This is a genomic window from Granulimonas faecalis, from assembly GCF_022834715.1.
GTDB classification, from domain to species: Bacteria; Actinomycetota; Coriobacteriia; order Coriobacteriales; family Atopobiaceae; genus Granulimonas; species Granulimonas faecalis.
The window spans coordinates 916,813-941,298 of sequence record NZ_BQKC01000001.1; the positions used below are offsets into that span (position 1 = coordinate 916,813).

The 24,486-nt window shown below is 69.1% G+C and carries 18 protein-coding genes, 3 tRNA genes, 1 other RNA gene and 1 pseudogene; 19 read left to right on the plus strand and 4 right to left on the minus strand.

Features of this window, described 5'->3' with window-relative positions; all coding sequences use genetic code 11:
• The first annotated feature begins 107 nt into the window (after positions 1-107).
• From secG to feoB, 9 genes and pseudogenes are all read left to right on the plus strand, one after another.
• Positions 108-359: a preprotein translocase subunit SecG gene (gene secG / locus OR600_RS04170; RefSeq protein WP_265590719.1), complete on the plus strand. Its 252-nt coding sequence runs from the start codon at positions 108-110 to the stop codon at positions 357-359.
• Positions 360-564: 205 nt separating this feature from the next.
• The gene (locus OR600_RS04175) at positions 565-2,223 is read left to right on the plus strand and encodes a peptide ABC transporter substrate-binding protein (protein ID WP_265590720.1); all 1,659 of its coding nucleotides are present in this window, start codon (positions 565-567) and stop codon (positions 2,221-2,223) included.
• Positions 2,224-2,581: 358 nt separating this feature from the next.
• On the plus strand, positions 2,582-4,243 hold the full coding sequence (locus tag OR600_RS04180; protein ID WP_265590721.1) for a peptide ABC transporter substrate-binding protein: 1,662 nt from the start codon (positions 2,582-2,584) through the stop codon (positions 4,241-4,243).
• Positions 4,244-4,539: 296 nt separating this feature from the next.
• On the plus strand, positions 4,540-5,577 hold the full coding sequence (locus OR600_RS04185; protein ID WP_135977613.1) for an ABC transporter permease: 1,038 nt from the start codon (positions 4,540-4,542) through the stop codon (positions 5,575-5,577).
• Between the two features lie 198 nt (positions 5,578-5,775).
• Positions 5,776-6,673, plus strand: a pseudogene (locus OR600_RS04190) (ABC transporter permease).
• A 6-nt stretch (positions 6,674-6,679) separates the two neighbouring features.
• Positions 6,680-7,795, plus strand: a complete 1,116-nt coding sequence (locus OR600_RS04195; RefSeq protein ID WP_265590722.1) for an ABC transporter ATP-binding protein — start codon at positions 6,680-6,682, stop codon at positions 7,793-7,795.
• Positions 7,796-7,798: 3 nt separating this feature from the next.
• Positions 7,799-8,821 (plus strand): ABC transporter ATP-binding protein, encoded by a 1,023-nt coding sequence (locus OR600_RS04200; RefSeq protein WP_135977611.1) that lies wholly within the window; start codon positions 7,799-7,801, stop codon positions 8,819-8,821.
• Positions 8,822-8,953: 132 nt separating this feature from the next.
• Positions 8,954-9,349 carry a FeoA family protein gene (locus OR600_RS04205; RefSeq protein WP_204406711.1) on the plus strand — a complete coding sequence of 132 codons (396 nt, stop codon included), beginning with the start codon at positions 8,954-8,956 and terminating at the stop codon, positions 9,347-9,349.
• Complete coding sequence (gene feoB, locus OR600_RS04210) at positions 9,346-11,448, plus strand: ferrous iron transport protein B (protein ID WP_204406710.1); 2,103 nt, start codon at positions 9,346-9,348, stop codon at positions 11,446-11,448. Before OR600_RS04205 ends, feoB begins: the two co-directional genes overlap by 4 nt.
• Here the strand turns inward: feoB and OR600_RS04215 are convergent.
• From OR600_RS04215 to OR600_RS04225, 3 genes are all read right to left on the minus strand, one after another.
• Positions 11,358-12,413: a TIGR03915 family putative DNA repair protein gene (locus tag OR600_RS04215; protein WP_204406709.1), complete on the minus strand. Its 1,056-nt coding sequence runs from the start codon at positions 12,411-12,413 to the stop codon at positions 11,358-11,360. The two genes, feoB and OR600_RS04215, sit on opposite strands and share 91 nt — an antisense overlap.
• Before the next feature lie 19 nt (positions 12,414-12,432).
• A complete protein-coding gene (locus tag OR600_RS04220) occupies positions 12,433-13,812 on the minus strand; it encodes a putative DNA modification/repair radical SAM protein (RefSeq protein WP_135977609.1) in 1,380 nt (459 codons plus the stop codon).
• Positions 13,813-13,881: 69 nt separating this feature from the next.
• Positions 13,882-14,517 (minus strand): IMPACT family protein, encoded by a 636-nt coding sequence (locus OR600_RS04225; protein WP_251164262.1) that lies wholly within the window; start codon positions 14,515-14,517, stop codon positions 13,882-13,884.
• 54 nt (positions 14,518-14,571) lie between these two features.
• Here OR600_RS04225 and rnpB point away from each other — a divergent pair.
• Positions 14,572-14,925: RNase P RNA component class A (gene rnpB / locus OR600_RS04230), an RNA gene on the plus strand.
• A 70-nt stretch (positions 14,926-14,995) separates the two neighbouring features.
• Here rnpB and OR600_RS04235 read toward each other — a convergent pair.
• A complete protein-coding gene (locus OR600_RS04235) occupies positions 14,996-15,619 on the minus strand; it encodes an HAD family hydrolase (protein WP_135977607.1) in 624 nt (207 codons plus the stop codon).
• A gap of 121 nt (positions 15,620-15,740) precedes the next feature.
• On the opposite strand from OR600_RS04235, the gene OR600_RS04240 reads away from it, so the two are divergent.
• The 9 genes from OR600_RS04240 to OR600_RS04280 all read left to right on the plus strand — a co-directional run bounded on the left by OR600_RS04240 (position 15,741) and on the right by OR600_RS04280 (position 24,480).
• Positions 15,741-17,096 (plus strand): C1 family peptidase, encoded by a 1,356-nt coding sequence (locus OR600_RS04240; RefSeq protein WP_135977606.1) that lies wholly within the window; start codon positions 15,741-15,743, stop codon positions 17,094-17,096.
• Positions 17,089-18,522, plus strand: coding sequence for a CCA tRNA nucleotidyltransferase (locus OR600_RS04245; RefSeq protein WP_265590723.1), 1,434 nt, complete (start codon positions 17,089-17,091; stop codon positions 18,520-18,522). Before OR600_RS04240 ends, OR600_RS04245 begins: the two co-directional genes overlap by 8 nt.
• A gap of 89 nt (positions 18,523-18,611) precedes the next feature.
• Positions 18,612-19,949, plus strand: a complete 1,338-nt coding sequence (locus OR600_RS04250) for a glutamate-cysteine ligase family protein (RefSeq protein ID WP_135977604.1) — start codon at positions 18,612-18,614, stop codon at positions 19,947-19,949.
• A 32-nt stretch (positions 19,950-19,981) separates the two neighbouring features.
• A complete protein-coding gene (locus OR600_RS04255) occupies positions 19,982-20,905 on the plus strand; it encodes an SPFH domain-containing protein (protein ID WP_251164265.1) in 924 nt (307 codons plus the stop codon).
• A 93-nt stretch (positions 20,906-20,998) separates the two neighbouring features.
• Positions 20,999-22,369, plus strand: a complete 1,371-nt coding sequence (gene brnQ, locus OR600_RS04260) for a branched-chain amino acid transport system II carrier protein (protein ID WP_265590724.1) — start codon at positions 20,999-21,001, stop codon at positions 22,367-22,369.
• Between the two features lie 146 nt (positions 22,370-22,515).
• Positions 22,516-22,589, plus strand: a tRNA-Gln gene (locus OR600_RS04265).
• Between the two features lie 8 nt (positions 22,590-22,597).
• Positions 22,598-22,674: transfer RNA gene (locus OR600_RS04270), tRNA-Glu, on the plus strand.
• 34 nt (positions 22,675-22,708) lie between these two features.
• Positions 22,709-22,785 (plus strand) — tRNA-Glu (locus OR600_RS04275).
• Positions 22,786-22,962: 177 nt separating this feature from the next.
• The gene (locus OR600_RS04280; RefSeq protein ID WP_265590725.1) at positions 22,963-24,480 is read left to right on the plus strand and encodes a lysylphosphatidylglycerol synthase transmembrane domain-containing protein; all 1,518 of its coding nucleotides are present in this window, start codon (positions 22,963-22,965) and stop codon (positions 24,478-24,480) included.
• Positions 24,481-24,486 lie beyond the last annotated feature (6 nt).

Here is a 24,486-nt window from a genome sequence, read left to right on the forward strand (position 1 = left end):
AACCGTGGCGTCCCCCGCGACGCTGTGGTAGCCTTATGGGCTGTGATCTCAGACCGTCTGCCCGGCCCCGCCCCGTGCGGGGCCGGGTCGTGCAAGGAGGAGTCCCCGTGGGTCCCTTGAACATCGCCCTCATCGTCGTCTGGGCCCTGTCGGCCGTCGCGTCCATCGTCTTCGTGCTCATGCACTCGGGCAAGGGGACCGGCGTGTCCGACATGATCGCCAGCTCGATGTACAACTCCAACGCCGGTTCCGGCGTGTGGGAGAAGAACCTCGACCGCCTCACGGTGATCAGCTGCTGCGTCTTCGCGGCTACCCTCCTGATCTTCATGCTCACGTTCCCTCAGGGGAGCCTGGGCTAGGCCCTGTGGCCAACGCGCGTTCCGGGACCGCCGCCCCTCCCTGGGGTGGCGGTCCTTTTGTATATGTGGATGCGTGAAGCATCGGTGCCTTCCGCCGACGACTGTATAACTCGAGCCGTTTGACGCATAAACCCCCGGACCACTGCATGCCGGCGCCAGCCGGACGAGCGGGCCGACGGCGCCCGCGCTGACCCAAGGGGGATCTATGAATGGCATCGCAGGTACGAGCGGCGTGACGAGACGCACCTTCCTCACGGGTTGCGCGCTGGCCTCCGGCCTCGTCGCGCTCTCCGGCTGCAAGAAGAGCGACGGCGCCTCGGCGGGGGAGGGGGGCGGCAAGCTCTCCTACTTCATCACCAACCCGCCCTCGATCGACCCCTTCAACGCGCAGGACGTGGCCGGCTGCATGGTGGCCCGCCAGCTGTTCGACCCCATGTGCACCTACGACTTCGACAAGCAGGAGCTCGTGCCCTGCGCCGGCGAGTCGTGGAGCAGCAACGACGGCACCGTGTGGACCTTCAAGGTCAAGGAGGGCAACACCTTCCACAACGGTGAGACCGTTGACGCCGAGGCCTTCAAGCGCGCCTGGAACCGTCTCTGCAGCCCCAAGACGAGCGACTCGCCGTCCGTCGTGAGCTACTACCTCAAGCTGGTCAAGGGCTACGAGGACGTCGTCTCCGGCAAGGCCGACGAGCTCGCCGGCGTCTCCTGCCCCGACCAGTACACCCTCCAGGTGGAGCTCTCCGAGCCCTTTATGGACTTCCCCATGATCTGCTCCATCATGCCCACGGCCCCCGTGCCTAAGGCCGCCCTCGACGACTTCCAGACCTTCTTCCGGGCGCCCATCGGCAACGGCCCCTACACCATGGACGGCCCGTGGGAGGACGGCCAGTACATCAACCTCAAGACCTACGAGGATTACAAGAACGGCGACAAGCCCAAGATCGGCCAGCTTACGTTCAACATCCAGAAGGACGTCGAGACGGGGTACCGCGAGTTCCAGGCCGGCAACGTCGACATCTGCGACATCCCCACGGCCCAGGTGAAGGGCGCCCACGAGCAGTACGGCGTCTCCGAGGACGGCTACACCATCACCCCGGGCAAGCAGTGTCTGGACGGCGACCAGCCCTCCACGTACTACCTCGTGCTCAACCTCAAGGACCCCGCCATGGCCGACGTCAACCTGCGTCGCGCCATCTCCCTGGCCATCGACCGTCAGACCATCTGCGACTCCGTGCTCCAGGGCACGCGCCTCCCGGCCACCAACCTCTGCCCGCCCCCGTGCCGCGGTTACGAGGAGGGGCAGTGGGCCTGGTGCAAGTACGACCCCGACCAGGCCACGGCCATCCTCGACCAGTACTACCCCAAGGACGCCAGCGGCAGCCGCGGGGTCAAGGTGACCCTCATGTACAACGTCGATGGCTCCCACAAGGAGATCATGGAGGCCGTGCAGGGCAACCTCAACCAGGTGGGTATCGACGTGGAGCAGAGCACCCTCGAGTGGGCCAGCTACCTCACCAAGCTCCAGTCCGGCGACTTCCAGATGGGCCGCAACGGCTGGGTGGCCGAGTACCCCTCCATCGACAACTTCCTGTACTCGCTGCTCTACACCGGCAACGCCGACAACCTCTCTGGCTACTCCAACCAGCAGGTGGACGACCTGATCATGGAGGCCCGGGCCACCAGGGACGACGACCGCCGCTACCGGCTGCTGCAGGAGGCCAACAAGATCGCCGGCGACGACGTGCCCATGGTCCCGCTCTTCTACTACAAGTTCGCCAAGGTGGGCTCCAGCCGCATCGCCCATGCCTACCTCTCGCCCATCGAGCAGTCCTCCGCCGCCACCTGGGAGCTGCAGGCCTGACGCAGACGGCGGCACCATCATAAAAGACCGTGGTTCCTGCATAGGCCCCCGGCGCACCGGACGCGGTGCGCCGGGGGCCTTCCCGTGGGTAGGGGAGGGGCCCGGTCGCGCCATGGGGTGCGCACCGCCGCCCCTACATGGGAAAATAAGGCACCTTCTTTACACCCGCCCGCACTGCCTTGGATTTCGGAAACGTTACAATCCATAAAATCAATGAAGGCAATCCGCCGTTTTCCTTGCATATCAGGAAACTTTGAGAAATACTTTTGTCCCATGCAGACGTTCCATGGAGGTCCGTAACCTCCGGCGATTGCTGGCCGTGCCGAGGGCATGGCCAAGAGACAGAAGGAGAGAGCATATGAGTGAGCAGGTGAAGATCGGCCGCCGCACGTTCCTCAAGGGGTCCGCTGCCGCGTCCGCGCTTCTGGCGCTCGCGGCCTGCAAGAAGGCCGACGACGCCCCCACTGCCGAGGCCGAGGGCACCGGTGCCACCGCCAAGGTCTACATCAACAACCCCGTCTCCATCGACCCCTACAACTGCCAGGAGTCCGAGGGCACGCAGGTCTGCTACCAGATCTTCGACAGCCTGACCGACTACGACTACGAGAAGGGCGAGCTCGTCCCCAGCGCCGCCGCCTCCTGGAAGCCCAACGACGGCGCCACCGAGTTCACCTTCACCCTTGTGGAGGGCGCCAAGTTCCACAACGGCGACCCTGTGGACGCCGAGTCCTTCAAGCGCGCCTGGACCCGCCTGGTCGACCCCAAGACCAACGAGTCGTCCCCCTCGGCCGTCAACTACCACATCGCCATGGTGGACGGCTACGACGCCCTCGTGGCCGGCGAGACCGACGAGCTCACCGGCGTCACCTGCCCCGACGAGAAGACCCTCGTGGTCAAGCTCGCGGTGCCCTATGCCGACTTCCCCTACGTGGCCAGCCACCCGGCCCTCGGCCCCGTGCCCGCCGTGGCCCTCGAGGACTTCGACACCTTCTTCCGCGCCCCCATCGGCAACGGCCCCTTCATGATGGACGGCAAGTGGGAGGACGGCCAGTACATCAACGTCAAGCGCTTCGAGGACTACGTGGGCGACAAGCCCTCCATCGCCGCGGTGCAGTTCAACATCCAGAAGGACATGGAGACCGCCTACAAGGAGTTCCAGGCCGGCAACTACGACTTCTGCGACGTCCCCACCGCCCAGATCAAGAGCGCCCAGGACACCTACGGCGTCTCCGAGGACGGCTACACCATCACCCCGGGCAAGCAGATGCTCCTGGGCGACGAGGCCTCCGTCTACTACCTCACGGTCAACAACAACGACCCGGTGCTCAAGGACCCCAACCTGCGCAAGGCCATCTCCCTGGCCATCAACCGCCAGGCCATCTGCGACACCGTCTTCTCCGGCACCCGCACCCCGGCCGCCAACATCGTGCCGCCCGGAATCGCCGGCTACGAGGACGACGTCTGGGAGTACTCGCACTACGACAAGGACGCTGCCGTCAAGCTGCTCGACCAGTACTATCCCGCCGATGCCGACGGCAAGCGCAACGTGAGCTTCCAACTCTCGTTCAACGGCGACGGCAACCACGGCGACATCATGGAGGCCATCCAGGCCGACCTCGCCGCCGTGGGCATCGATGCCCAGCTCGACCAGGGCGAGTGGGCCGCCATTCTCGACCGCTACCAGAACGGCGACTACCAGGCCGGCCGCCTCGGTTGGATCGCCGACTACCCCATCATGGACAACTACCTCTACCCTCTGTTCTACACCGGCAACGGCGACAACCGCTCCCTGTACTCCAACCCCGCCGTCGACGAGGCCCTCGACAAGGCCCGTCAGACCACCGACGACGACGAGCGCATCGCCGCCCTCCAGGCCGTCAACAAGACGATCTCCGAGGACTTCCCGGTGATCCCGATCTTCTTCTACAAGCACACCTACGTGGGTTCCGACAAGGTCAAGAGTGCCTATGTGGACCCCTCCAAGAAGATCAAGCTCCGCGCCGCGGAGATGGAGGGCTAGGCCCAGACGGCCGTCTCGGTGGATATACCGCCGCCTTGATTGCATAACGAGGCACCGGGTCTTTCAGGCCCGGTGCCTTATTTTGTTCGTTTCGTTGGCAAGGCGCGGGTCAGATGGGTCCTCGGTGCACAAAACGCCCCGTGGATTGCTTCGAAACTGTTTCCAGTAGGTAGTAGGGTGCATAGGAGGGGCTTGGATTTGCATTAGGCGGCTATACTTGCCCAAGGCCCTGTTTTAGCCAAAATAAACGGAAAAGCAAGGCTTCGTATCGGCCCAGGACACAGGAGACACTGAGTATGGTCAAGTACATCCTGAAACGTCTCCTGCAGTTCATCCCGGTTTTCATCGGCGTCACGATCATCCTGTTCGCCATGGAAAACATCGTCCCCGGCGACCCGATCAAGCTGATCGCCGGCGACAAGGCTCTCAACCCGGAGACTGAGCTGCAGCTGCGCATCGCGAACCATCTCATCGAGACGGATTCCGAAGGCAAGCCCCTGTACGACGCGGATGGAAACACCATCCCCACGCCCCTCTGGAAGCAGTACGGCTACTACATCAACGGCCTGCTCCACGGAGACCTCGGCAACTCCTACAGCCGCAAGCTCCCTGTGACCCAGATCTTCGCCGACAAGTACCCCTACACCGTGAAGCTCGCCCTGGTGGGCATCGTCATCGAGGCGGTGGTGGGCATCGGCGCCGGCCTCATATCGGCCATCAAACGCTACTCGTTCTGGGACGTGCTCGTGACCCTGGTCACTGCCGTCCTCGTGGCCATGCCCGCCTTCTGGCTCGGCATGCTCCTGCAGCTCTTCTTTGGCGTGGTGCTCAAGAACGCCACGGGAGGGGGCTTCTACCTGCCCATCTCCGGTGCCGGCGGCCCCAACTCCGAGTTCGAGAGCTGGGTGCACTACATCCTGCCCGGCATCACCCTGGCGGCCGTGTCCACGGCCTACGCCGCCCGCATCATGCGTTCCCAGCTCCTCGAGGTCATGAACCAGGACTACATCCGCACCGCCAAGGCCAAGGGCCTCTCCCGGCGCCAGGTCATCCTGCACCACGCCCTCAAGAACGCCCTGATCCCCGTGGTCACCTACATCGGCATCGACTTCGGCGCCATGCTCTCCGGCGCCATCCTCACCGAGACGGTGTTCAACTGGCCCGGCGTGGGCTATGAGATCTACCGTGCCATCACCCAGCGCGACTGGCCCATCGTCATGGGCGGCGTCACGATCATCATCGTCGTGGTGATGGTGATCAACCTCGTCGTCGACGTGAGCTACGCCTTCCTCGATCCCAGGATCAGGTACGGCGCGCCCAAGGACCAAGGCTAGGGGAGGGGTAGACCCATGGAGAAGAAGCAGCATGGGGCGGACCTCGACCGCGAGGCCGCCAAGGAGCTCAGAGAAGAGACGGACAGGGCCTACGAGGTCCACGAGGAGGAGGCTCAGGCCGCCGGCGAGCGGGTCACCCTCGACCACGACGACTCCGAGGCGGAACACCACCGCGACTTCCGCGGCGCCTACAACGCCGTGGTCGACGAGGTGGACAATGACAACTCCGCCCGCACCCTCTGGGGCGACGCCTTCGGGCGTCTGCGCAAGAACAAGCTCGCCGTCATCGGCGCCGTCTGGATCGTGTTCATCGCCATCGTGGCGATCACGGCCGACCTCTGGGTCCCCCAGACGCTCGGTTCCCCCATCGCCATCGACTCGTCGCAGATGGCCGACCTCGCAAGGCTCCCCCCCGTCGCCGGAGCACCCCTTCGGCACCGACTCCCTCGGCCGTGACGTGCTCTGCCGCGTGATCTACGGCGCCCGCGTGTCGCTGATGGTGGGCCTTCTGGCCACGGCCATCTCCACGGTGCTCGGCCTCATCATGGGCGCCCTCGCCGCCTACTACGGCGGCATCTGGGACACCATCATCATGCGCCTGGCCGACATCTTCCTGGCCTTCCCCTACACGCTCTTCGTCATCGCCATGCTGGCGGTGCTCGGCCAGGGCATCCAGAACGTCTTCATCGCCATCGGCGTCCTCGGGTGGCCCTCCATCGCCCGCGTTTTCAGGAGTGCCATCCTCTCGGTCAAGGAGAACGACTACGTCGACGCGGCCCGCTCCATGGGTGCCTCCGACCTCCGCATCGTCGCCCGCCACATCTTCCCCAACTCCGTGGCCTCCATCGTGGTCTACGCCACGATGAACATCGGCGGCGCCATCCTCACCGAGAGCGCCCTGAGCTTCCTCGGCATGGGCGTCACTCCGCCCAACCCCTCGTGGGGCTCCATGATCCAGGACGGGCAGACCTACCTCGCCACCGAGCCCTGGCTCATGCTCATGCCCGGTATCGCGATCCTGTCCACCGTGCTCGCCTTCACCCTGCTGGGCGACGGCCTGCGCGATGCCCTCGACGTCAAGATGAAGGATGCGTAAAGACCCATGGCCAAGAAGCAGAACGAGTCCGTCAAGGACCTCAAGACGGCCCCCATCCCCGAGGGCTCCCATCTTCTCGAGGTGGACGACCTCAAGATGTACTTCCACACCCAGGACGGCGTGGTCAAGGCCGTCGACGGCGTGACCTACACCCTCGACCGCGGCGAGACCCTCGGCGTGGTGGGCGAGTCCGGCTCCGGCAAGTCGGTGACCGCCATGACCATCATGGGCCTCATCGACATGCCCCCGGGGCGCATCGAGGGCGGCGACGTGCGCTACCGCGGGCGCTCCCTGCTCGAGATGACCGAGCAGGAGATGCAGTCCATCCGCGGCAACGACATCGCCATGATCTTCCAGGACCCCATGACCTCGCTGAACCCCGTCTACACCATCGGGCGCCAGCTGGGGGAGGGCCTGAGGATCCACTGCGGCTATTCCAAGAAGCAGGCCCTCGACCGGGCCACCGAGCTCCTCGAGATGGTGGGCATCCCCAACGCCGAGCAGCGCGTGAAGGACTACCCGCACCAGTTCTCCGGCGGTATGCGCCAGCGCGCCATGATCGCCATGGCGCTGGCCTGCGACCCCGACATCCTCATCGCCGACGAGCCCACGACGGCCTTGGACGTCACCATCCAGGCCCAGATCATCGAGCTCATGCAGAAGATGCAGGAGAAGAACGGCAACGCCATCATCATGATCACCCACGACCTCGGCGTCGTGGCGGACATCGCCGACAAGATCATGGTCATGTACGCCGGGTGCCCCGTGGAGTTCGGCACCGCCGACGAGATCTTCTACTCGCCGATCCATCCCTACACCTGGGGCCTCATGCGGTCCATCCCCGAGCAGGTGACCGACGAGAAGAAGCCGCTCACGCCCATCAAGGGCAACCCGCCCTCGCTGGTGAACGTGCCCAAGGGCTGCTCCTTCTCGCCGCGGTGCCCCTACGCCACCGACCTCTGCCGCACCGAGAGGCCGTCCCTGTACACCACGCCGTCGGGCCACTACGCGCGGTGCCACTACTGCAACGACCCCGAGTTCGTCGCCAAGAACTCGCCCAAGAACTCCCGCAGCGCCGACGTGGCTGACGGGGCCAAGAACGTCGACGGAAGCGAGGCCTAAGCCATGGCAGACAAGAAGGAGCCCCTGCTCTCCGTTCAGCACCTGACCAAGGAGTTCCCCGTCGACTCCGGGGTCTTCGCCAGCCGCATGGCCAAGAAGGTCTCGGCCGTGCAGGACGTGAGCTTCGACATCTTCCCCGGCGAGACCTTCGGCCTCGTGGGCGAGTCGGGCTGCGGCAAGTCCACCACCGGCCGCTGCATCATGCGCCTCACCCACCCCACGGACGGCCGCGTGGTCTTTGACGGCAAGGACGTCGCCTCGATGCACAAGAAGCAGCTCAAGGCCGTCCGCCACGACATGCAGTACATCTTCCAGGACCCCTACGCGTCCCTGAACCCCCGCATGACCATCGGCGAGATCGTGAGCGAGCCGCTGGCCATCCACAACGAGATGGACAGCAACGAGGAGCGCATCGACTACGTCCGCCAGCTCCTCGACATCGTGGGCCTGAACCCCGAGCACATCAACCGTTACCCCCACGAGTTCTCCGGCGGCCAGCGCCAGCGCGTGGGCATCGCCCGCGCCTTCGCCCTGCACCCCAAGCTCATCATCTGCGACGAGCCGGTCTCGGCCCTGGACGTCTCCATCCAGGCCCAGGTGCTCAACCTGCTGGGCGACCTCCAGAAGGAGTACGGCACCGCCTACCTCTTCATCGCCCACGACCTCTCTGTGGTGCAGCACATCTCGGACCGCGTGGCCGTCATGTACCTCGGCAACCTCATGGAGTGGTCCGACTGGTGCACGCTCTACGCCGAGCCGTACCACCCCTACACCCAGGCGCTCCTGTCGGCCGTGCCCGTGCCCGACCCGGATGTGCAGCGCAGTCGCGAGCGCATCATCCTCGCCGGCGACCCGCCCAGCCCCATCGACCCGCCGAGCGGCTGCCGCTTCCACACGCGCTGCCCCATCGCCCAGGAGATCTGCTCCCGGGAGAAGCCCGAGATGCGCGAGGTGGCGCCCGGCCACCACTGCGCGTGCCACTTCGCCAAGCCGTTCCCCATCCAGGGTTCCTCCATCGAGCTCTAGGACGGGCTCCGGGCACGACGCCTTCGACCGGGCGCCCAGCGGGGCGCCCGGTTTTTGTTTCCCGCCGCATACTTTTCTGCGGCTCCGGGCACAGGTAGAGTGACATACAGGGCGACAGTGAGGTTTTGAGACGTGACTTCCACGGATGAGGGGCGCGCCCACGGGGCGCCCATCGCACTTTCACAGGCGGAGGTGGGGCGCACCTACCGCCTCGTCTCCTTCGACGGACTCCCCGAGGCCACGGCGCGCCGGCTCGAGTCCGTGGGCATGACCTGCGGCACCCAGGTGACCGTCCTCAACAACAAGAGCCGCGGCACCGTGATCGTGCGGGTGCGCGAGACGCGCTGGGCCATGGGCCGCTCCATCAGCGGCGGCATCCTCGTGGAGCCTGCCGTCGGCGCCCCCGCCGACGGCCTCGTCTCCGAGCGGCATTTCGTGGCCACCGCCGCGAGCTGCGCCATCGGCGCGCCCGGCATGGACTCCGTCTCCGCGGGGGAGAGCGGCTTCGAGGGGGGCGAGGGCCGATGAACGCCTTCGAGGAGCACTTCACCTACGAGCCCGTGGGGGCCGAGCCCGGCCCCGAGGTGGGCCACCCGGGCATGACCATCGCCTTCGTGGGCAACCCCAACTGCGGCAAGACCACGCTCTTCAACGCCTACACGGGCTCCAACCTCAAGACCGCCAACTGGCCCGGCGTCACCGTGGAGGGCAAGGAGGGCTCGGCCCGGTTCGAGGGCTACGAGGTGCGCCTTGTGGACCTCCCGGGCACCTACTCCCTCACGAGCTACACCATGGAGGAGGAGGTCGCCCGCAACTACGTGCTCTCCGGCGACGCGGACGTCATCATCGACGTCGTGGACGCCTCGTCCCTCGAGCGCTCCCTCTACCTCACCCTGCAGCTCCTCGCCCTCGGAAAGCCCGTGGTCGTGGCCCTCAACATGATGGACGTCGTGGCCAAGCGCGGCATGGAGATCGACGTTCACCGCCTCTCGGAGACCCTGGGCGCACCCGTCATCCCCGTGAGCGCCCGCAGGCGCGAGGGCCTGCAACCGCTCCTCCACGCCGCCTACCACCACCGCGGCGTGGCCCACGACCCCATCCAGCACTTCCACCCGGTGGACGACGGCATGGCCGAGAAGCACGCCGAGAACGTCATGGTCTACTCCCGCGACCTCGAGGGGCGCATCGACGCCGTGCAGGCGGCCTTCGAGGGGCGCTACCCCGACGTCGCGAACCCCCGCTGGTATGCGACGAAGCTCCTGGAGGGCGACGTCGCCGTGCGGCGCGACTACCCCCTGGACGTCCCCGAGCTCGAGGAGGACCTCGAGGAGCGCTTCATCGCCGAGCGCTACGACTTCATCAGCGGCGTGGTGGCCGAGTGCGTGTTCAACCGCGAGCGCCGTGCCGAGGCGACGGACCGCGCCGACCGCGTCCTGACGAGCCGGGTGTGGTCCATCCCCGTCTTCCTCCTCATCATGGCCGCGGTGTTCGGGCTCACGTTCGTCCTCGGCGACGCCGTGAAGGACGTCTTCCAGACATGGCTCGACCTTTTCAACGGCTGGGTGGCCGACGGCCTTGCGGCCCTCGGCGCCTCCGAGGCGGTGGTGAGCCTCGTGTGCGACGGCGCCATCTCCGGCGTGGGCACCGTGCTCACGTTCCTGCCCAACATCTTCATCCTCTTCTGCGCCCTGGCGTTCCTCGAGGACTCCGGCTACATGAGCCGCGTGGCCTACGTCATGGACGGCATCATGGGCGCCCTCGGGCTCTCCGGCCGCGCGTTCATCCCCATGATCCTGGGCTTCGGCTGCACCGTCCCCGCCATCATGAGCTCGCGCACCCTTGAGAGCATGCGCGACCGGCGCCGGGTCATGCTCGTCACGCCGTTCATGAGCTGCTCGGCGAGGCTCCCCATCTACGTGCTGCTGAGCGGCATGTTCTTCGGGCAGTGGGCCGGCCTCGCGGCCTTCTCCATGTACGTGCTCGGCATCGTCGTGGCGCTCCTCGTGCTGCTGGTGCTCAAGGTCATGGGCCACGCCACCGACGACGAGGGCGGCATGCTCCTCATCGAGCTCCCCGAGTACAAGATGCCGGACGCCTACACCGTGTGGGTGTACGTGAAGGACAAGGTCCTCGACTATCTGGAGCGCGCCGGCACCGTCATCTTCGCGGCGTCCGTGATCATGTGGGTGCTCCTGAACTTCGGGGCCACGGGCTACGTTGGCGAGAACGTGGACGGGTCGTTCGCCGCCGTCGTCGGCCGCGCCATCGCGCCTGCGCTGGCACCCTTCGGCTCCGGCGACTGGCGCCTCGCCGCGGCGCTCCTCGCCGGCATCTCCGCCAAGGAGGTCGTGGTCTCCAGCCTCTCCGTGCTGTTCGGCGTGAGCGGCACGGCCGTGGGCACGGCGGCCCTCCACGACGCCCTGCTGGGCATCGGGTTCGGCCCGGCCAACGCCCTGGCGTTCATGACGTTCTGCCTGCTCTACGTGCCCTGCATCGCCACGATCGCCACCATCAGGAGCGAGAGCGGCTCGTCGCGCTACGCCCTGTTCGCGGTGGTGTTCCAGCTGGCAGTGGCCTGGGTGGTGGCCTGGCTCGTGTTCCTGGTGGCCGGGTCGCTGCTGGGCTGAGCGGGCCGCAGCCTGTGCGTGGGGGAGGGTCTGTCCGACGGGGGCAGGCCCTCCCTATCTGTGCCGCCGTCCCGGTAGGCCTCAGGGACGAACGTCCAGGCGGTGTCGACGGACGGGTCGAGCTCCGGCAGCCCCTGCCAGAGGCGCTTGGGCATGAGGTGCACGCGGAGGTCGTAGCCGCGCTGGTCCCTGCCACGGCCGGGGAGGGACACGGCGTCGTAGAAGCCCTTCCAGAGGGCGCGGACGTAGGCCTCCTCGCGGTGGGTGTCGTCCAGCCTGCGGCACGCCTCGCGCGCCGCCTCGCCGTCGAGGCGCACGAGGGCGAGGCGGCCGCCCTCGTGCAGAACGGCCGAGCCGTGGGCCGGGTCGACGATGCAGAACCGCTCGGTGCCCATGCGGCGGCGGAAGTGCCCGGCCACGAGGGGCACGACGTCCGCCTTGGGGCGGTAGACGGCCAGGTACTCGCCAGTGGACAGACGCGAGAACCGGATGAACTGGCGCGCGTGCTCGCACTCGCCGGCGGCGGCCGTGGCGAGTTCCTCGGCCCGGGCGATGGCCGGGTCGCTGTTGTGGGTGCCCACGGCCGGCCCCCAGGTGAAGCCGCCGCGGAGGTAGCGGTGCAGGGCCTCCGCCATGTCGGGTTCGTCCACCATGGACGCCACGAGGCTCACGAGGTGCCGCGGGGAGTGCACGTAGCGGGGCAGGCCGCGCCCGGAGGCCATGGGGGCCGTGGCGGCGAGGAAGCCGTCCAGGACCCGCTGGGCCACGGCGGGGTCCGTCCCCACGGCGGCGGTCGCCTCCCCGAGCCGGGGCTGCCCGGCACCCTCCGCCTGCAGGCGCACGGCGTCGGGGCGCAGCCGGGCCAGGTAGGCGGCGCCCACGGCCGTGAGCACGCCCTCGGCGCTGGCCTCGCACGAGAGGCAGAGCGGCCCCCGGGCCCCGAGGGCCGCTAGGTCGCGGAGCACCTCCGGGGGCAGGGTGGCCTCAGAACAGGGCGAGCTGCCCCTCGGCGGCGCGGCGGGTGCGGTTGTAGCGGGAGCCTCGGGCATCGGATACCACCTTCTCCCGTATGAGCTCGGGGTCGGCGGGGCTTCGCGGGTCCCTCTTTCCCCCGCAGGTGAGGAAGTGCCGGGCGCGGCGCAGGGTGAGCCGCAGGCGCTCGAGGTCGTCGAACCCCAGGTGGTGGCTCCTGCGGGCGCGGCAGATCTTGCGGGCGCCCTCCGGGCCGATGCCCGGCACCCGCAGGAGCTCCTCCTTGGTGGCCGTGTTGACCTCCACGGGGAACTCGTCGATGTGGGCGAGGGCCCAGGCGAGCTTGGGGTCCACGTCCAGGTCCAGGAAGGGCGCCTCGGGGCTCACGAGCTCGTCCGCCGTGAATCCGTAGAAGCGCATGAGCCAGTCCGCCTGGTAGAGGCGGTGCTCGCGGCGCAGGGGCACCGGCGTCTCGGGGTGGGGGAGCCGGCCGTCCTCCACCACCGGCATGTAGGCGGAGAAGAACACGCGCTTGAGCCCGTAGGTGGAGTAGAGCGAGGAGGACAGCTTGAGGATGCGGTTGTCGTCCTCGGGGGAGGCGCCGACGATGAGCTGGGTGGACTGCCCCGCCGGGGCGAACGGGGCCGGGGCGCCGGGCTTGCGGCCGCCGCGCCTCCGGAGGCCGCCGCGGGCGCCGGGGAGGCCCCTGGGCGCCGGCGGGAGGTCGGGCCTCACCGTCGAGAGGTGCGAGCCGCCGCCCAGGTAGCCGGGGCCCGTGGCGCCGAGGAGGCGCTCCCGCTCCATGGTGTCCCGGATCTGGCGCATGGGGGAGAGCACCGTGCCCGCGCGCTTCTCGGGGCAGAGGGCCTCCAGCGACCCCGAGCTGGGGAGCTCGATGTTCACGGAGATGCGGTCCGCCAGCCGTCCCAGGGCGTCGAGAAGCTCGGGGGAGGCGCCGGGGATGGCCTTGGCGTGGATGTAGCCGTTGAAGCGGTGCTCCTCTCGGAGGAGCCGGAGGACCTCGATCATGCGCTCGCACGTGCGGTCGGCCCCGCCGAGCACCCCGGAGCTCAGGAAGAGCCCCTCGATGTAGTTGCGGCGGTAGAAGTCCATGGTGAGCTGCGCGAGCTCCGCCGGCTCGAACGTGGCCGTGGCGTGGGGGTTGGAGCGGCGGTTGACGCAGTAGGCGCAGTCGTAGGAGCAGGCGTTGGACATGAGCACCTTGAGCAGGGTCACGCAGCGGCCGTCCGGCGTGAAGCTGTGGCAGCACCCCGCGGCGCTCGCGGCGCCGAGGGACCCCTCCCGCGGCCCGCGGTCCACGCCCGACGACGTGCAGGCCGCGTCGTACTTGGCGGCGTCCGCCAGTATGGTGAGCTTAGAGAGGGTGTCCACGCCGCCTCCTGGTAGAACGGGTGTTCCTTCTCCTCAGTATAGCAGGGGCAAACGGATGTTCGGCCGCGATCAGAACTCGGCGAACCTCGGCCCGTGCACCACGCAGAGGTCCCGCCCGCTGGCGAGCTCCGTGACCTTGGCGCGGAACGCCTCCTCCTCGCCGGCGCGGAAGTCGCAGGTGAGCTGCACCTCGTCGGTGAAGATCTGGCCCACCACCTTGCCGCCGGCGTCTCTGGCCATGCGTCGCACCTGGTCGTACCAGGCGTAGGGGATGCAGCAGGCGACGCGGGTCACGGGCCGCATCTCCACCACGATCCCCTGGGAGCGGGCTTCCTCCACGGCGCCCGCCACGGCGCCGCCGTAGGCGCGCACCAGCCCGCCGGGCCCCAGGAGCGTGCCGCCGAAGTAGCGGGTGGTCACCGCGCAGACGTCGGCCAAGCCGGCCCCGCGGAGCGCGTCGAGGGAGGGGAGGCCCGAGGTCCGCTGGGGCTCGCCATCGTCGCTCGCGCGCTCCTTGCCCGAGGCCAGCACCCAGGCCGGCACGTGGTGGCGGGCGTCGTGGTGGAGGGCGCGCACCTCGTCGACGAACCCCTCGGCCTCGGCCTCCGTCTCCACGTGGCGCAGGGCGGCGATGAAGCGGCTCTTGCGGTCAACGAGCTCGAAGACGGCCTCGGTTTCGGGTTTCAGGGTGAGATAGGTCTTCACGGGGCGCTCCTCGGGGTGTCGTCGGTCTGGTGCAATGCTATACTGCTTGGTCGCGAAGCGGGCCGGACGGCCGCGCCCCCTCTCCGGGGGTGAGGAAAGTCCGGGCTCCATAGGGCAAGATGCCGGCTAACGGCCGGGCGGAGCGATCCGACGGAAAGTGCCGCAGAAAAGAAGACTCCCACTGGCCCGCAAGGGTTAAGGGAAAAGCTGAAACGGTGGTGTAAGAGACCACCAGCACCCCGGCAACGGGGTGGCTTGGTAAACCCCATCCGGAGCAAGCGCAAATAGGAACGCCATGGGTTGGCCCGACCCGCGTTCGGGTTGCGCGCGAGAGAAGGACCGCGGCGACGCGGCCTCGAGATAAATGGTCGTCTATTACAGAACCCGGCTTACAGGCCCGCTTCGCACCTTCTCGCACACAGGCCCGCCGCCCCCACGGGGACGGCGGGCCTTCCCCGTGGGGCCCGTGCGGAGGGGCTCAGGAGAGGCCGGCCACCTCGGCCTCCAGGGCGTCCATGTCGCCGGTGAAGTGGAAGGCGTGCATACCGGCCCGCTCGGCGCCCACGCAGTTGACCGCCGTGTCGTCCACGAACAGGCAGCTGGCCGGCTCCACGCCGAACCGCTCGCAGAAGCGCAGGAAGATGATGGGGTCAGGCTTCATCATGTGCTCCTCCGCCGAGACGAGCGCGCCGTCCGCCACGTCGCACAGCGGGATCCTCGGAGCGAGCTCCGAGCGGAACCTCGAGCTCACGTTGGAAAGGATGTAGACGCCGTAGCCCCGCTCCTTGAGGCGCCGGCCGAGCTCGTTGACCTCGGGGATCACGGCCTGCATGGAGGGGAAGCGCCGGAGGGCCTCGGCCGCCGCGCCGTGGAGGCGCTCCGGTAGGGCGTGGCAGGCCTCCATGAGCACCGTTTCGGGGCCGAACACGCCGGCGTCGGAGAGGGTCCAGGCGCTCCCCTTGAAGAGGGCCTCGAGCACCAGCCCCGCGTCCTCGTCGTTGTCCGTCACGTTGCGGGCGTAGACCTCGGGCTCCCACCTCAGGAGCACCCCGCCCATGTCGAAGACGACGTTCCGCACCGTGCCCGTTCCCTGTGGCGCCATGGCCCCTCCTCGTTCGCTCCCGTGCCTTCGGTCACGGCTCCCAGTGTATCCCCAACGGCCGCGCCCCCCTGCCCGGTGCTACGCTGGATGGGCGAAACCCCGGCTTCGAGAGAGGTATCCCATGGCACACGTACCTGCCGACTCCGTCACCGCCCAGGACCGCGAGGCCTGGCTCGCCCGCTTCTCCCGCGAGCGCGCCAACGTCGTGGCCAAGAACGCCGTCACCTCCGTGGGCATCCGCGCCGCCGCCCGGGTCCCCGAGGGTGTGGCCGCCAACGCCATGGGCTTCGACGTCGAGGTCCCCCAGGGCGACCGCTGCGACCAGCAGCGCTCCGGGCGCTGCTGGATGTTCGCGAGCCTCAACACCATGCGCCAGGCCGTCATCGAGCGCCTCGGCCTCAAGACCCTCGAGCTCTCCCAGAGCTACCCGCTCTTCTTCGACAAGCTCGAGAAGGCCAACTGGTTCCTCGTGAACGCGATCGACACCGTCGACGAGCCCCTGGACGGCCGTCTCGTGTCGTACCTGCTTCAGGACCCCGTGGCCGACGGCGGCCAGTGGGACATGTTCCGCTCCATCGTCAAGAAGTACGGCGTGGTGACCAAGGAGGCCATGCCCGAGACCGCCTGCTCCCGCAACACGTCCGAGCTCGACCGCTACCTCACGCGCTACCTGCGCGGCTGCGCCATGCGCCTGCGCCGGGCCCACGGGGAGGGCGCCGACGCCGCCGAGCTTGACGGCCTGCGCCGGGCCATGATGGCCGACGTCCACTCCATGCTCGTCACCTGCCTCGGGGAGCCGCCCGCGAGCTTCGAGGTGCGCCTGCGCGACAAGGACGGCAGGCTCGTGCTGCACGGCACCTACACGCCCCGCGAGTTCTTCTCCGACGTGGTGCAGATGGACGTGGACGCCCTCGTCTCGTGCATCAACGCCGAGACCGCCGACAAGCCCCTCATGCACGCCTTCACCGTCGACCGTCTCGGCAACGTCGTGGAGGACGGCGGCGTGCGCTACCTCAACCTCCCCATGTCCCGCCTCAAGGAGCTCGCCGTGGCGCAGCTCCGCGACGGCCGCCCCGTGTGGTTCGGGTGCGACGTGGCCCAGAGCTACGTGCGCGACGAGGGCATCATGTCCTGCGGCGCCCTGCAGGTGGACGAGCTCTTCGGCTTTGCGGTGGAGGGCTGCATGGACCGCGAGGAGCGGCTGGACTACGGCGAGTCCGTCATGACCCACGCCATGGTGCTCGAGGGCGTGCGCCTCGACGCCGAGGGGCGCCCCGAGGTCTGGAAGGTCGAGAACTCCTGGGGCAAGGATCACGGCCGCGAGGGCTTCGACACCATCACCGACGACTGGTTCGACCAGTACGTCTACCAGGTGGTCGTGGACCGTCGCTACCTCACCGACGAGGAGCGCTCCGTCATGGACGGCGCCGAGGCGATCGTGCTCGCGCCCTGGGACCCCATGGGCTCCCTTGCCTGACGCCCCCCGCCTCCGGTCGCCCGACGGCCTCGCCGCCCCTCCGGAGGCCGGGTTCGTCCTGCGCACCCTCGAGGACGCCGGCCACAGCGCGTGGGTCGTGGGCGGCTGGGTGAGGGACTCCCTCCTCGGCCGCCCCGTCCACGACGTCGACGTCGCCACGAGCGCCCGTTGGGAGGACGGCGCCCGCGCCCTGCGCGCGGCCGGCATCCCCGTGGTGGAGACGGGCACGGCCCACGGCACCGTGACGGCCGTCGTGGGGGGCGTGCCCGTGGAGGTGACCACCTACCGCGTGGACGGCGCCTACAGCGACGCCCGCCACCCGGACGCCGTGCGGTTCGTGGACTCCGTGGACGACGACCTCGCCCGCCGGGACCTCACCGTCAACGCCATGGCGTGGCACCCGGAGAGGGGCCTGCGCGACCCGTTCGGGGGTCGCGACGACCTCGCCCGCGGCCTCGTGCGGGCCGTGGGCGACCCGGACGCCCGCATGGCCGAGGACGCCCTCAGGGTGCTTCGGGCCGTGCGGTTCTCGGCGCGGCTCGGCTTCTCGGTGGAGCCGGCCACCCAGGCCGCCGTGGACGCCCACGCTCCGGGCCTCCGGCACGTGAGCCGCGAGCGCATCGGGTCCGAGCTCCGGGCTCTGCTCGCCACCGGCCGCGGGGGAGGGGCGCTCCGCACCCAGCGGCCCGCGCTCTTCTGTGCCGTGCCCGAGCTCGCCGCCATGGACGGGTTCCCCCAGCGCACGCCCTACCACTCCATGGACGTCCTGGGCCACGTGGCTCGCGTCATGGACTACGTCGAGGTCTACACGGGCGGCACGGCCACCGAGCACCTGCGGTGGGCCGCGCTGCTCCACGACGTGGGTAAGCCCGACCGCCTCACCTACGGCCCCGAGGACACCGCCCACTTCTTCGGCCACCCGGCCCGGAGCCGCGACATCGCGCGGGAGGTCATGGCGAGGCTCGCCGTGCCGCGCGCCGTGGCGGTGCCCGCCCTGGCCCTCGTGCGCCTGCACGACCGGCCCGTCGCGGACGACGACCGCTCGGTGACCTCCATCCTCCGCGACCTCGACCGCCTGGCCCCGGCCATGGCGCCGGGCCTCTTCTTCGAGCTCATGGCTCTCAAGCGCGCCGACGCCGCCGGCAAGGCGCCCGCGTACCGCGGCTACGCCGTGGAGGTGGACGCCCTCGAGGCCCGCGGCCGCGCCCTCCTGACCGCCGGCGTGCCCCTCAGGCCCTCCGACCTCGCGGTCTCGGGCGCGGACGTCATGGGGGCGCTCGGCCTGCCCCCGGGCCCGGCCGTGGGCCGGGCGCTCCGTGCGGCCCTCGACGCCGTGCACCGGGGCGAGGTGGGGCCTGGGCGCGACGAGCTGCTCCGTTGGATCGAGGAACATGGGGATGATTCATCCGTTTGCGGAAAACCTTAGACCCTTCACCGAATTCCGGAGAGGGGGTACACTGGCCTTGCACGTGGCGGATCGGATGCCGCCCCTTGCCCTGCGTCGAAAGGTGCTCCATGGGCGAACCCCGTTACACCGCCGCCGAGGCCGATAGGCTGGAGAGGAACCGTACCGCCCTCTGCTCCGTCGTAGGCGGGAGGTCCCGGACGAGGCGCCCCGAGGATGGTCGCACGCTCGGCCTCGAGCTCGAGCGCATCGTCATCGACCCCGTCACCGGCACCCGCGTGGCCTTCGACGACGTCCTCGGCATCTCCACGCTCCTCGAGCGCTGGCAGCGCTACTTCTCGCCAGACGAGCGTGTCCTCGTGGACGGCAGGGTCTTCGGCTACGCGGGCACGGTCGACGTGGGCTGCGGGCGCTCCGTGGGCATCTCGGTCTCCTTGGAGCCTGGCGGCCAGCTCGAGGCCTCCGTGGGCCCCTCGTCGAGCGTGGTGGACCTCCTCGGCGCCCTCGAGGCCTTCGACGAGCAGTTCCTCGCCATCTGCGACGAGCTCGGCGTGGAGTGGCAGCTCGTGGCCCTGGGCTGCGACCCCGTGACGGCCGACCCCCGGGAGGTGCCGCTCATCCCCAAGGAGCGCTACCGCCTCATGGACGCCTACCTCTCCCGCACGGGCCGCTACGCCCGCGACATGATGCGGCTCTCGGCCTCCACCCAGGTCTCCATCGACTGCGGCGAGGAGGACTCCATGGTGGGGCAGTTCCGCCTGGCCGTGGCCCTGGGCCCCATCCTCTCGTTCCTCTGCGACAACGTGAGCTCCTGGCGCGGCCTCGCCCCCTGCGACACGCCGTCCATGGTGCGTTCGCGCATCTGGGACTCCGTGGACGGCGACCGCTGCGGCGTCGTGCCCGGCACGTTCGACGGGGACTTCTCGCCGGAGTCCTACGTGGACTGGCTCATGGGCGTGAGGCCCATCCTGTTCACGGACGACCACGGCCTCACAATCTCCACCTGCTCCGCCACCGAGGCCGACATCATGGCCATGCGCGACCTCTCCGGGGGCGAGGTCGCGCACATGTTGTCCATGGTGTTCCCCACGGTGCGCCTCAAGGGCATCGTCGAGATGCGCGACGCCGACTCCATGCCGCCCCGACTCGCCGCCGCCCTCGCCGCCTTCGTCAAGGGCGTCTTCTACGACGCCGACGCCTTCGGGCGGGCGAGCGCCCTGCTCGTGGACGGCCGCACCGAGGAGGACGTCCGCATGGCCTACTGGCAGCTTCGTACCCTCGGCTGGGAGGCGGAGGTCTACGGCACCCCCATGACCACGCTCGTGCAGCGCCTCATCCAGCTCGCCGAGAACGGCCTCACCGACCACGACGAGCGGCGCATCTTCCACGGCCTTTCGAGCCTGTGGCAGTCGCGGCTCGTCCCCAGGGACCTCTACCTCAAAGGATAGGCCCCGCGCGGGCCCGAAAGATTGGATTGGCCATGCTGTTGTTCGACCGCATCCTGCCCATCGTGCTCCTCGTCGCCGCCGTGGGGGCGCTCTTCGCCTCGGTGGTCGTGGTGAGGCAGCAGCACGTGGCCGTCGTGGAGCGCTTCGGCCGCTTCAACCGCGTGCTGCGGCCGGGTCTCAACCTCCTCGTCCCGGTGGTGGAGACGGCTCACGACGTCTCGCTCATGACCCAGGACCTCCACCTGGACTACGACGCCAAGACCAAGGACAACGTCACCATCGGCCTCGAGGTGGCCATCCAGTACCGGGTGGACCAGGAGCCCTGCGCCGACGTCCGGGAGTCCGGCATCTACAAGTCGGTCTACACCCTCGCCGACCCCGTGGGACAGATAAAGGACTACTTCGCGGACGCCCTGCGCTCCCAGATTCCCACCCGCGACCTCGAGACCGTCTTCTCCGAGAAGGACGCCATCGCGAGTGCCATCGGCGAGGACGTCAAGGAGAAGATGGTGGGCTACGGCTACGCCATCGTGACCACGCTCATCACCTCCATCAAGCTCCCGGCCGACGTCCAGGCGTCCATGAACCGCATCATCACCACGGCCAACGACCGCGTGAGCGCCACCAACGAGGCCGAGGCCGCCAAGGCACGCTCCGTCATCGCCGCCCAGGCCGACGCCGAGTCCATGAAGATCCAGGGCGAGGGCATCGCCCAGCAGCGCATCGCCATCGCCGAGGGCCTGGCGCGCTCGCTCTCCACCATCCAGGAGTCGGGCCTCTCCAGCAACGAGGCCAACATGCTGCTCATGTTCACCCAGCGCCTGGGCATGCTCGAGAAGTTCGCCGAGAAGGGCTCCTCGACGCTCCTCATCCCCGAGGACCTGGGTTCCACGGACGTCATGGCCCAGGTCATGGCGGCCATCGAGGCCGAGCGCCGGGACGGTGGAAAGGCCTAGGGGCCCCACGGGGTGTCCCTTAAGGGAAACGGCGGCCGGTGCCGGGGGTACACACCCGGCACCGGCCGTTTTGCATATCCGCGAGGAGAGCCCATGGGACAGCGTCCAGAGTCTAGCCCGAGCCCCGTCCGACCGCTCGACGGGAGGGCGCGGCTCGTCGTGGCCCTCATGCTGTTCTCCATGTTCTTTGGCGCGGGCAACCTCATCCTCCCGCCGCTGCTGGGCCTCCAGGCCGGCACGGCCGCCGTGCCGGCCACCGTGGGGTTTCTGGTGTCGGGCATCGGGCTGCCGGTCCTCGCCGTGGTGGCCGTGGCCCTGGCGGGCGACGCCCGGGCGCTCGCCGGCAGGGTCTCGGCGCGCTTCTCGGCCGTGTTCGTGGCCCTGGTCTACCTCTCCATCGGCCCGCTGCTGGCCATCCCGCGCACGAGCTCCACGGCCTTCGAGATGCTCTCGCCGCTCCTGCCCGACGGTTCCAAGGCCGTGCCCCAGCTCGTCTTCTCGGTGGCGTTCTTCTCCGTGGCCTTCGCCATGGCGCTCCGCCCGGGGCGCCTCTCGCGGTTCCTCGGCAGGGTGACGGGCCCGGCCCTCGTGGCCCTCATCGCCGTCCTCGCCGTGGCGAGTCTCGTGGACCCGCTCGGCGTGCCGGGGCCCGTGCAGGCGACGTACGCGGCGTCTCCCGCCGTGGACGGCTTCGTGACCGGCTACCAGACCATGGACCTCCTGGCGGCCATGACCTTCGGCCTCGTGGTCGCCGAGAACCTGAGGTCCCTCGGCGTGGCCGACAGGGGCGCCCAGGCCCGCGAGGTCTCCCTGGCGGGCCTCGGCGCCGGCGCCCTCATGGCGGTCATCTACTGCGCGTTCTCGTTTCTCGGGGCCACTATGGGCACCGTGGCGCCCGGCGCGTCCAACGGCGCCGAGGTGCTCACGGCCGCGGCCTACGGGCACTTCGGCACGGCCGGCGTGGCCCTCGTGGCCGCCATCTTCCTGCTCGCGTGCCTCAACGTCTGCGTGGGCCTCGTGAGCTGCTGCGGCACGTACTTCTTCGAGACCTGCGGCGCCGGCTCCCCGGAGCCCGGCGCCCACCGTCTGGGGCGCGTGACCTACGTGGCGTGGGCGGCCGCGTTCGCCGCGTTCTCCTGCGTGGTGTCCAACGTGGGGCTCACCCAGATCCTCGCGCTCTCCGTGCCCCTGCTCGAGGCGCTCTACCCGCCGGCCATCGTGCTCGTGCTCATGGCCTTCGGCGCCGGGGCGTTCGACCGGCGGCCGTGGTGCTGGCCGGCGGCCGTGGGGTGCGCCGCGGTGCTGGGCGTGGCCCAGGCCGCATGTGGGGTCCTGGCCCCCGGCGCGCCCACCGTGCTCGACTGGCTGCCCCTGGCCGGCGTGGGCCTGGGGTGGGCGGTCCCCACGGCCGTGGTCCTCGGCGCCACGTGGCTGCTGTCGCCGAGGCTGCCGGCGCGCGGGTAGGGGAGCGGGCTGCGACGGACCCCCGTCTGACCTCCCCAAGCCGCGGAAACGGGCCGGTGGCAAATTCGTCGCGATTGTGGGTTGCACGGCCCAGGGCATTGCGTTAATGTAACTACTCGCGCCGAGCAATCGGCGCACAGGGATATTGGGATGTCGTCTAACGGCAGGACAGCGGATTCTGGTTCCGTCAATGGGAGTTCGATTCTCTCCATCCCAGCCATCCCCTACGGCCCGTTCGTCTAGCGGTTCAGGACGCCGCCCTCTCAAGGCGGAGATCACCAGTTCGAATCTGGTACGGGCTACCACGCACTACGGGTCGCTCCGGCGGCCCTCACATACGGCCCGTTCGTCTAGCGGTTCAGGACGCCGCCCTCTCAAGGCGGAGATCACCAGTTCGAATCTGGTACGGGCTACCAAACGTGACCGCGGGTCCCTCTGGGGCCCGCGTTTTTGTCTCGCGGCAGTTCGTCCATGCCTGCCGCCCTGCTGGCCCCGCTTTTCCCGTGGAGCGCACGGCACAGCGTCAGGGCGCGCGGCGGTTCAGGTATAACCATCAGAATGAGCTTGAGGAATGCCGTCGGAGAGGGGGGGGTATGGACGAGGGACGTCGCGACGGGGTCGACACCGCGTCTTCCGCCGACGCCCCCCAGGACCGCCCCGTCGACCCCGTCGTGGACGTGGACGGCCTGGAGCTCCCCGCCGACGGCCCCGCGCCCCAGGCCCTCGAGGCCGCGGAGCAGCCGCTGGAGGACGCCCTGGGCTTCTTCGACGTCGACGGGGCTGATGCGGGGAACGCCGAGCCCGCCGAACACGCCTCTCAGGCTCCCGGTGCCCGCCCCGCCGACGAGACCGCCCGCCGCGCCAAGCCCAAGGGCCTCCGCATCGGCGTGGCCGGCGCCGCCCACCGCGCCCCCAAGAAGGCCAAGGCCGGTTCCAAGGCCGCCGCCAAGCCCGCCCCCAGGCCCAAGGGGTCCCACGCGGGCCCGCGCACCCGCGTGGGCGAGGAGGAGAGCCGCGACAAGGCGAAGGCCCGCAAGGGCGCCCTGTTCATGGCGGCGGTGCTCGCCGCCAATATGCTCTGGATCGTGGTCTCGGGGCAGTTCGACGAGTTCGTCCGCGCGCTTCACAACGCCGAGGCCGGCTGGTTCGTGGCCGGGCTCCTCGTCATGGGGCTCAACTTCGCCTTCGGGTCCCTGGCCTTCGTGCTGGCGGCCTACATCGACCCCGACAGCCCCCTGGGCCTGCGCGACTGCATGTCCGTGGAGGCCAACGGCGTGCTCTTCGGCAATCTCACGCCCATGAGCACGGGCACCATGCCGGCCCAGATCTTCCGCCTCACACAGGCCGGCCTCGACGTGGGCGAGGCCTCCGCCACGCAGCTCACGCGCTTCGTCATCTACCAGGCCGGCGAGGTCGTCGTGGCCGCTGTCCTGCTGCTCCTGCGGTTCGACTTCTTCCTCGAGACCTACGGCGACATCGTCTTCGTCAACATCGTCGTCTTCATCATCCAGACGGCCCAGGCCCTCGGCCTGCTCTGCGTGTGCCTCTTCCCGCGCTTCGTCAACCGCGTGGGTCACTGGGGGCTGGGCTTCGCCAGCCGCCACGGCTGGCTCTCCCGCGAGCGCGTCGAGCGCCACGAGGACGTCCTCCAGACCCAGGTGATGTCGTTCGGGGGCACCTTCCGCGACTCGTTCCGCCACAAGGAGTCCCTCGCCCTCACGCTCCTGGTGACGCTGGGGCAGATGCTCGCATTCTACGCCGTGCCGTGGTTCGTGCTCCGCGCCTTCGGCGGCGACGCCGACTTCGTCACGTGCCTCGCCGCGGCCTCCATGGTGCAGATGATCGGCAACTCCGTGCCCCTGCCCGGCGGCACCGGCGGCAACGAGGCCGGCTTCGCGCTCTTCTTCGGACCCATCTTCGGCAGCGCGGCCGCCGCCGGGTTCATCGTCTGGCGCCTCATCACGTTCTTCATCCCCACGGCCGTGTCGCTGCCGCTCACCACGCTGCGCTCGTCGCACCGCCGCTCCATCTACCAGCGCTGGCAGCGGTTCCGCACCCGCAAGGGGCGCGTGGCGAACGTCTCGGTGTCCAGGCGCGGCCGGAGGCGCTGAGGCCGG

What these genes read in the sequence shown, in the direction of transcription:
- OR600_RS04240 (WP_135977606.1), top strand. Translation starts at nt 15,741, where the DNA reads ATGGCACACGTACCTGCCGACTCCGTCACCGCCCAGGACCGCGAGGCC.
- OR600_RS04195 (WP_265590722.1), top strand. Translation starts at nt 6,680, where the DNA reads ATGGCCAAGAAGCAGAACGAGTCCGTCAAGGACCTCAAGACGGCCCCC.
- feoB (WP_204406710.1), top strand. Translation starts at nt 9,346, where the DNA reads ATGAACGCCTTCGAGGAGCACTTCACCTACGAGCCCGTGGGGGCCGAG.
- OR600_RS04200 (WP_135977611.1), top strand. Translation starts at nt 7,799, where the DNA reads ATGGCAGACAAGAAGGAGCCCCTGCTCTCCGTTCAGCACCTGACCAAG.
- OR600_RS04185 (WP_135977613.1), top strand. Translation starts at nt 4,540, where the DNA reads ATGGTCAAGTACATCCTGAAACGTCTCCTGCAGTTCATCCCGGTTTTC.
- OR600_RS04280 (WP_265590725.1), top strand. Translation starts at nt 22,963, where the DNA reads ATGGACGAGGGACGTCGCGACGGGGTCGACACCGCGTCTTCCGCCGAC.
- OR600_RS04180 (WP_265590721.1), top strand. Translation starts at nt 2,582, where the DNA reads ATGAGTGAGCAGGTGAAGATCGGCCGCCGCACGTTCCTCAAGGGGTCC.
- OR600_RS04250 (WP_135977604.1), top strand. Translation starts at nt 18,612, where the DNA reads ATGGGCGAACCCCGTTACACCGCCGCCGAGGCCGATAGGCTGGAGAGG.
- OR600_RS04175 (WP_265590720.1), top strand. Translation starts at nt 565, where the DNA reads ATGAATGGCATCGCAGGTACGAGCGGCGTGACGAGACGCACCTTCCTC.
- OR600_RS04235 (WP_135977607.1), bottom strand. Translation starts at nt 15,619, where the DNA reads ATGGCGCCACAGGGAACGGGCACGGTGCGGAACGTCGTCTTCGACATG.
- brnQ (WP_265590724.1), top strand. Translation starts at nt 20,999, where the DNA reads ATGGGACAGCGTCCAGAGTCTAGCCCGAGCCCCGTCCGACCGCTCGAC.
- OR600_RS04255 (WP_251164265.1), top strand. Translation starts at nt 19,982, where the DNA reads ATGCTGTTGTTCGACCGCATCCTGCCCATCGTGCTCCTCGTCGCCGCC.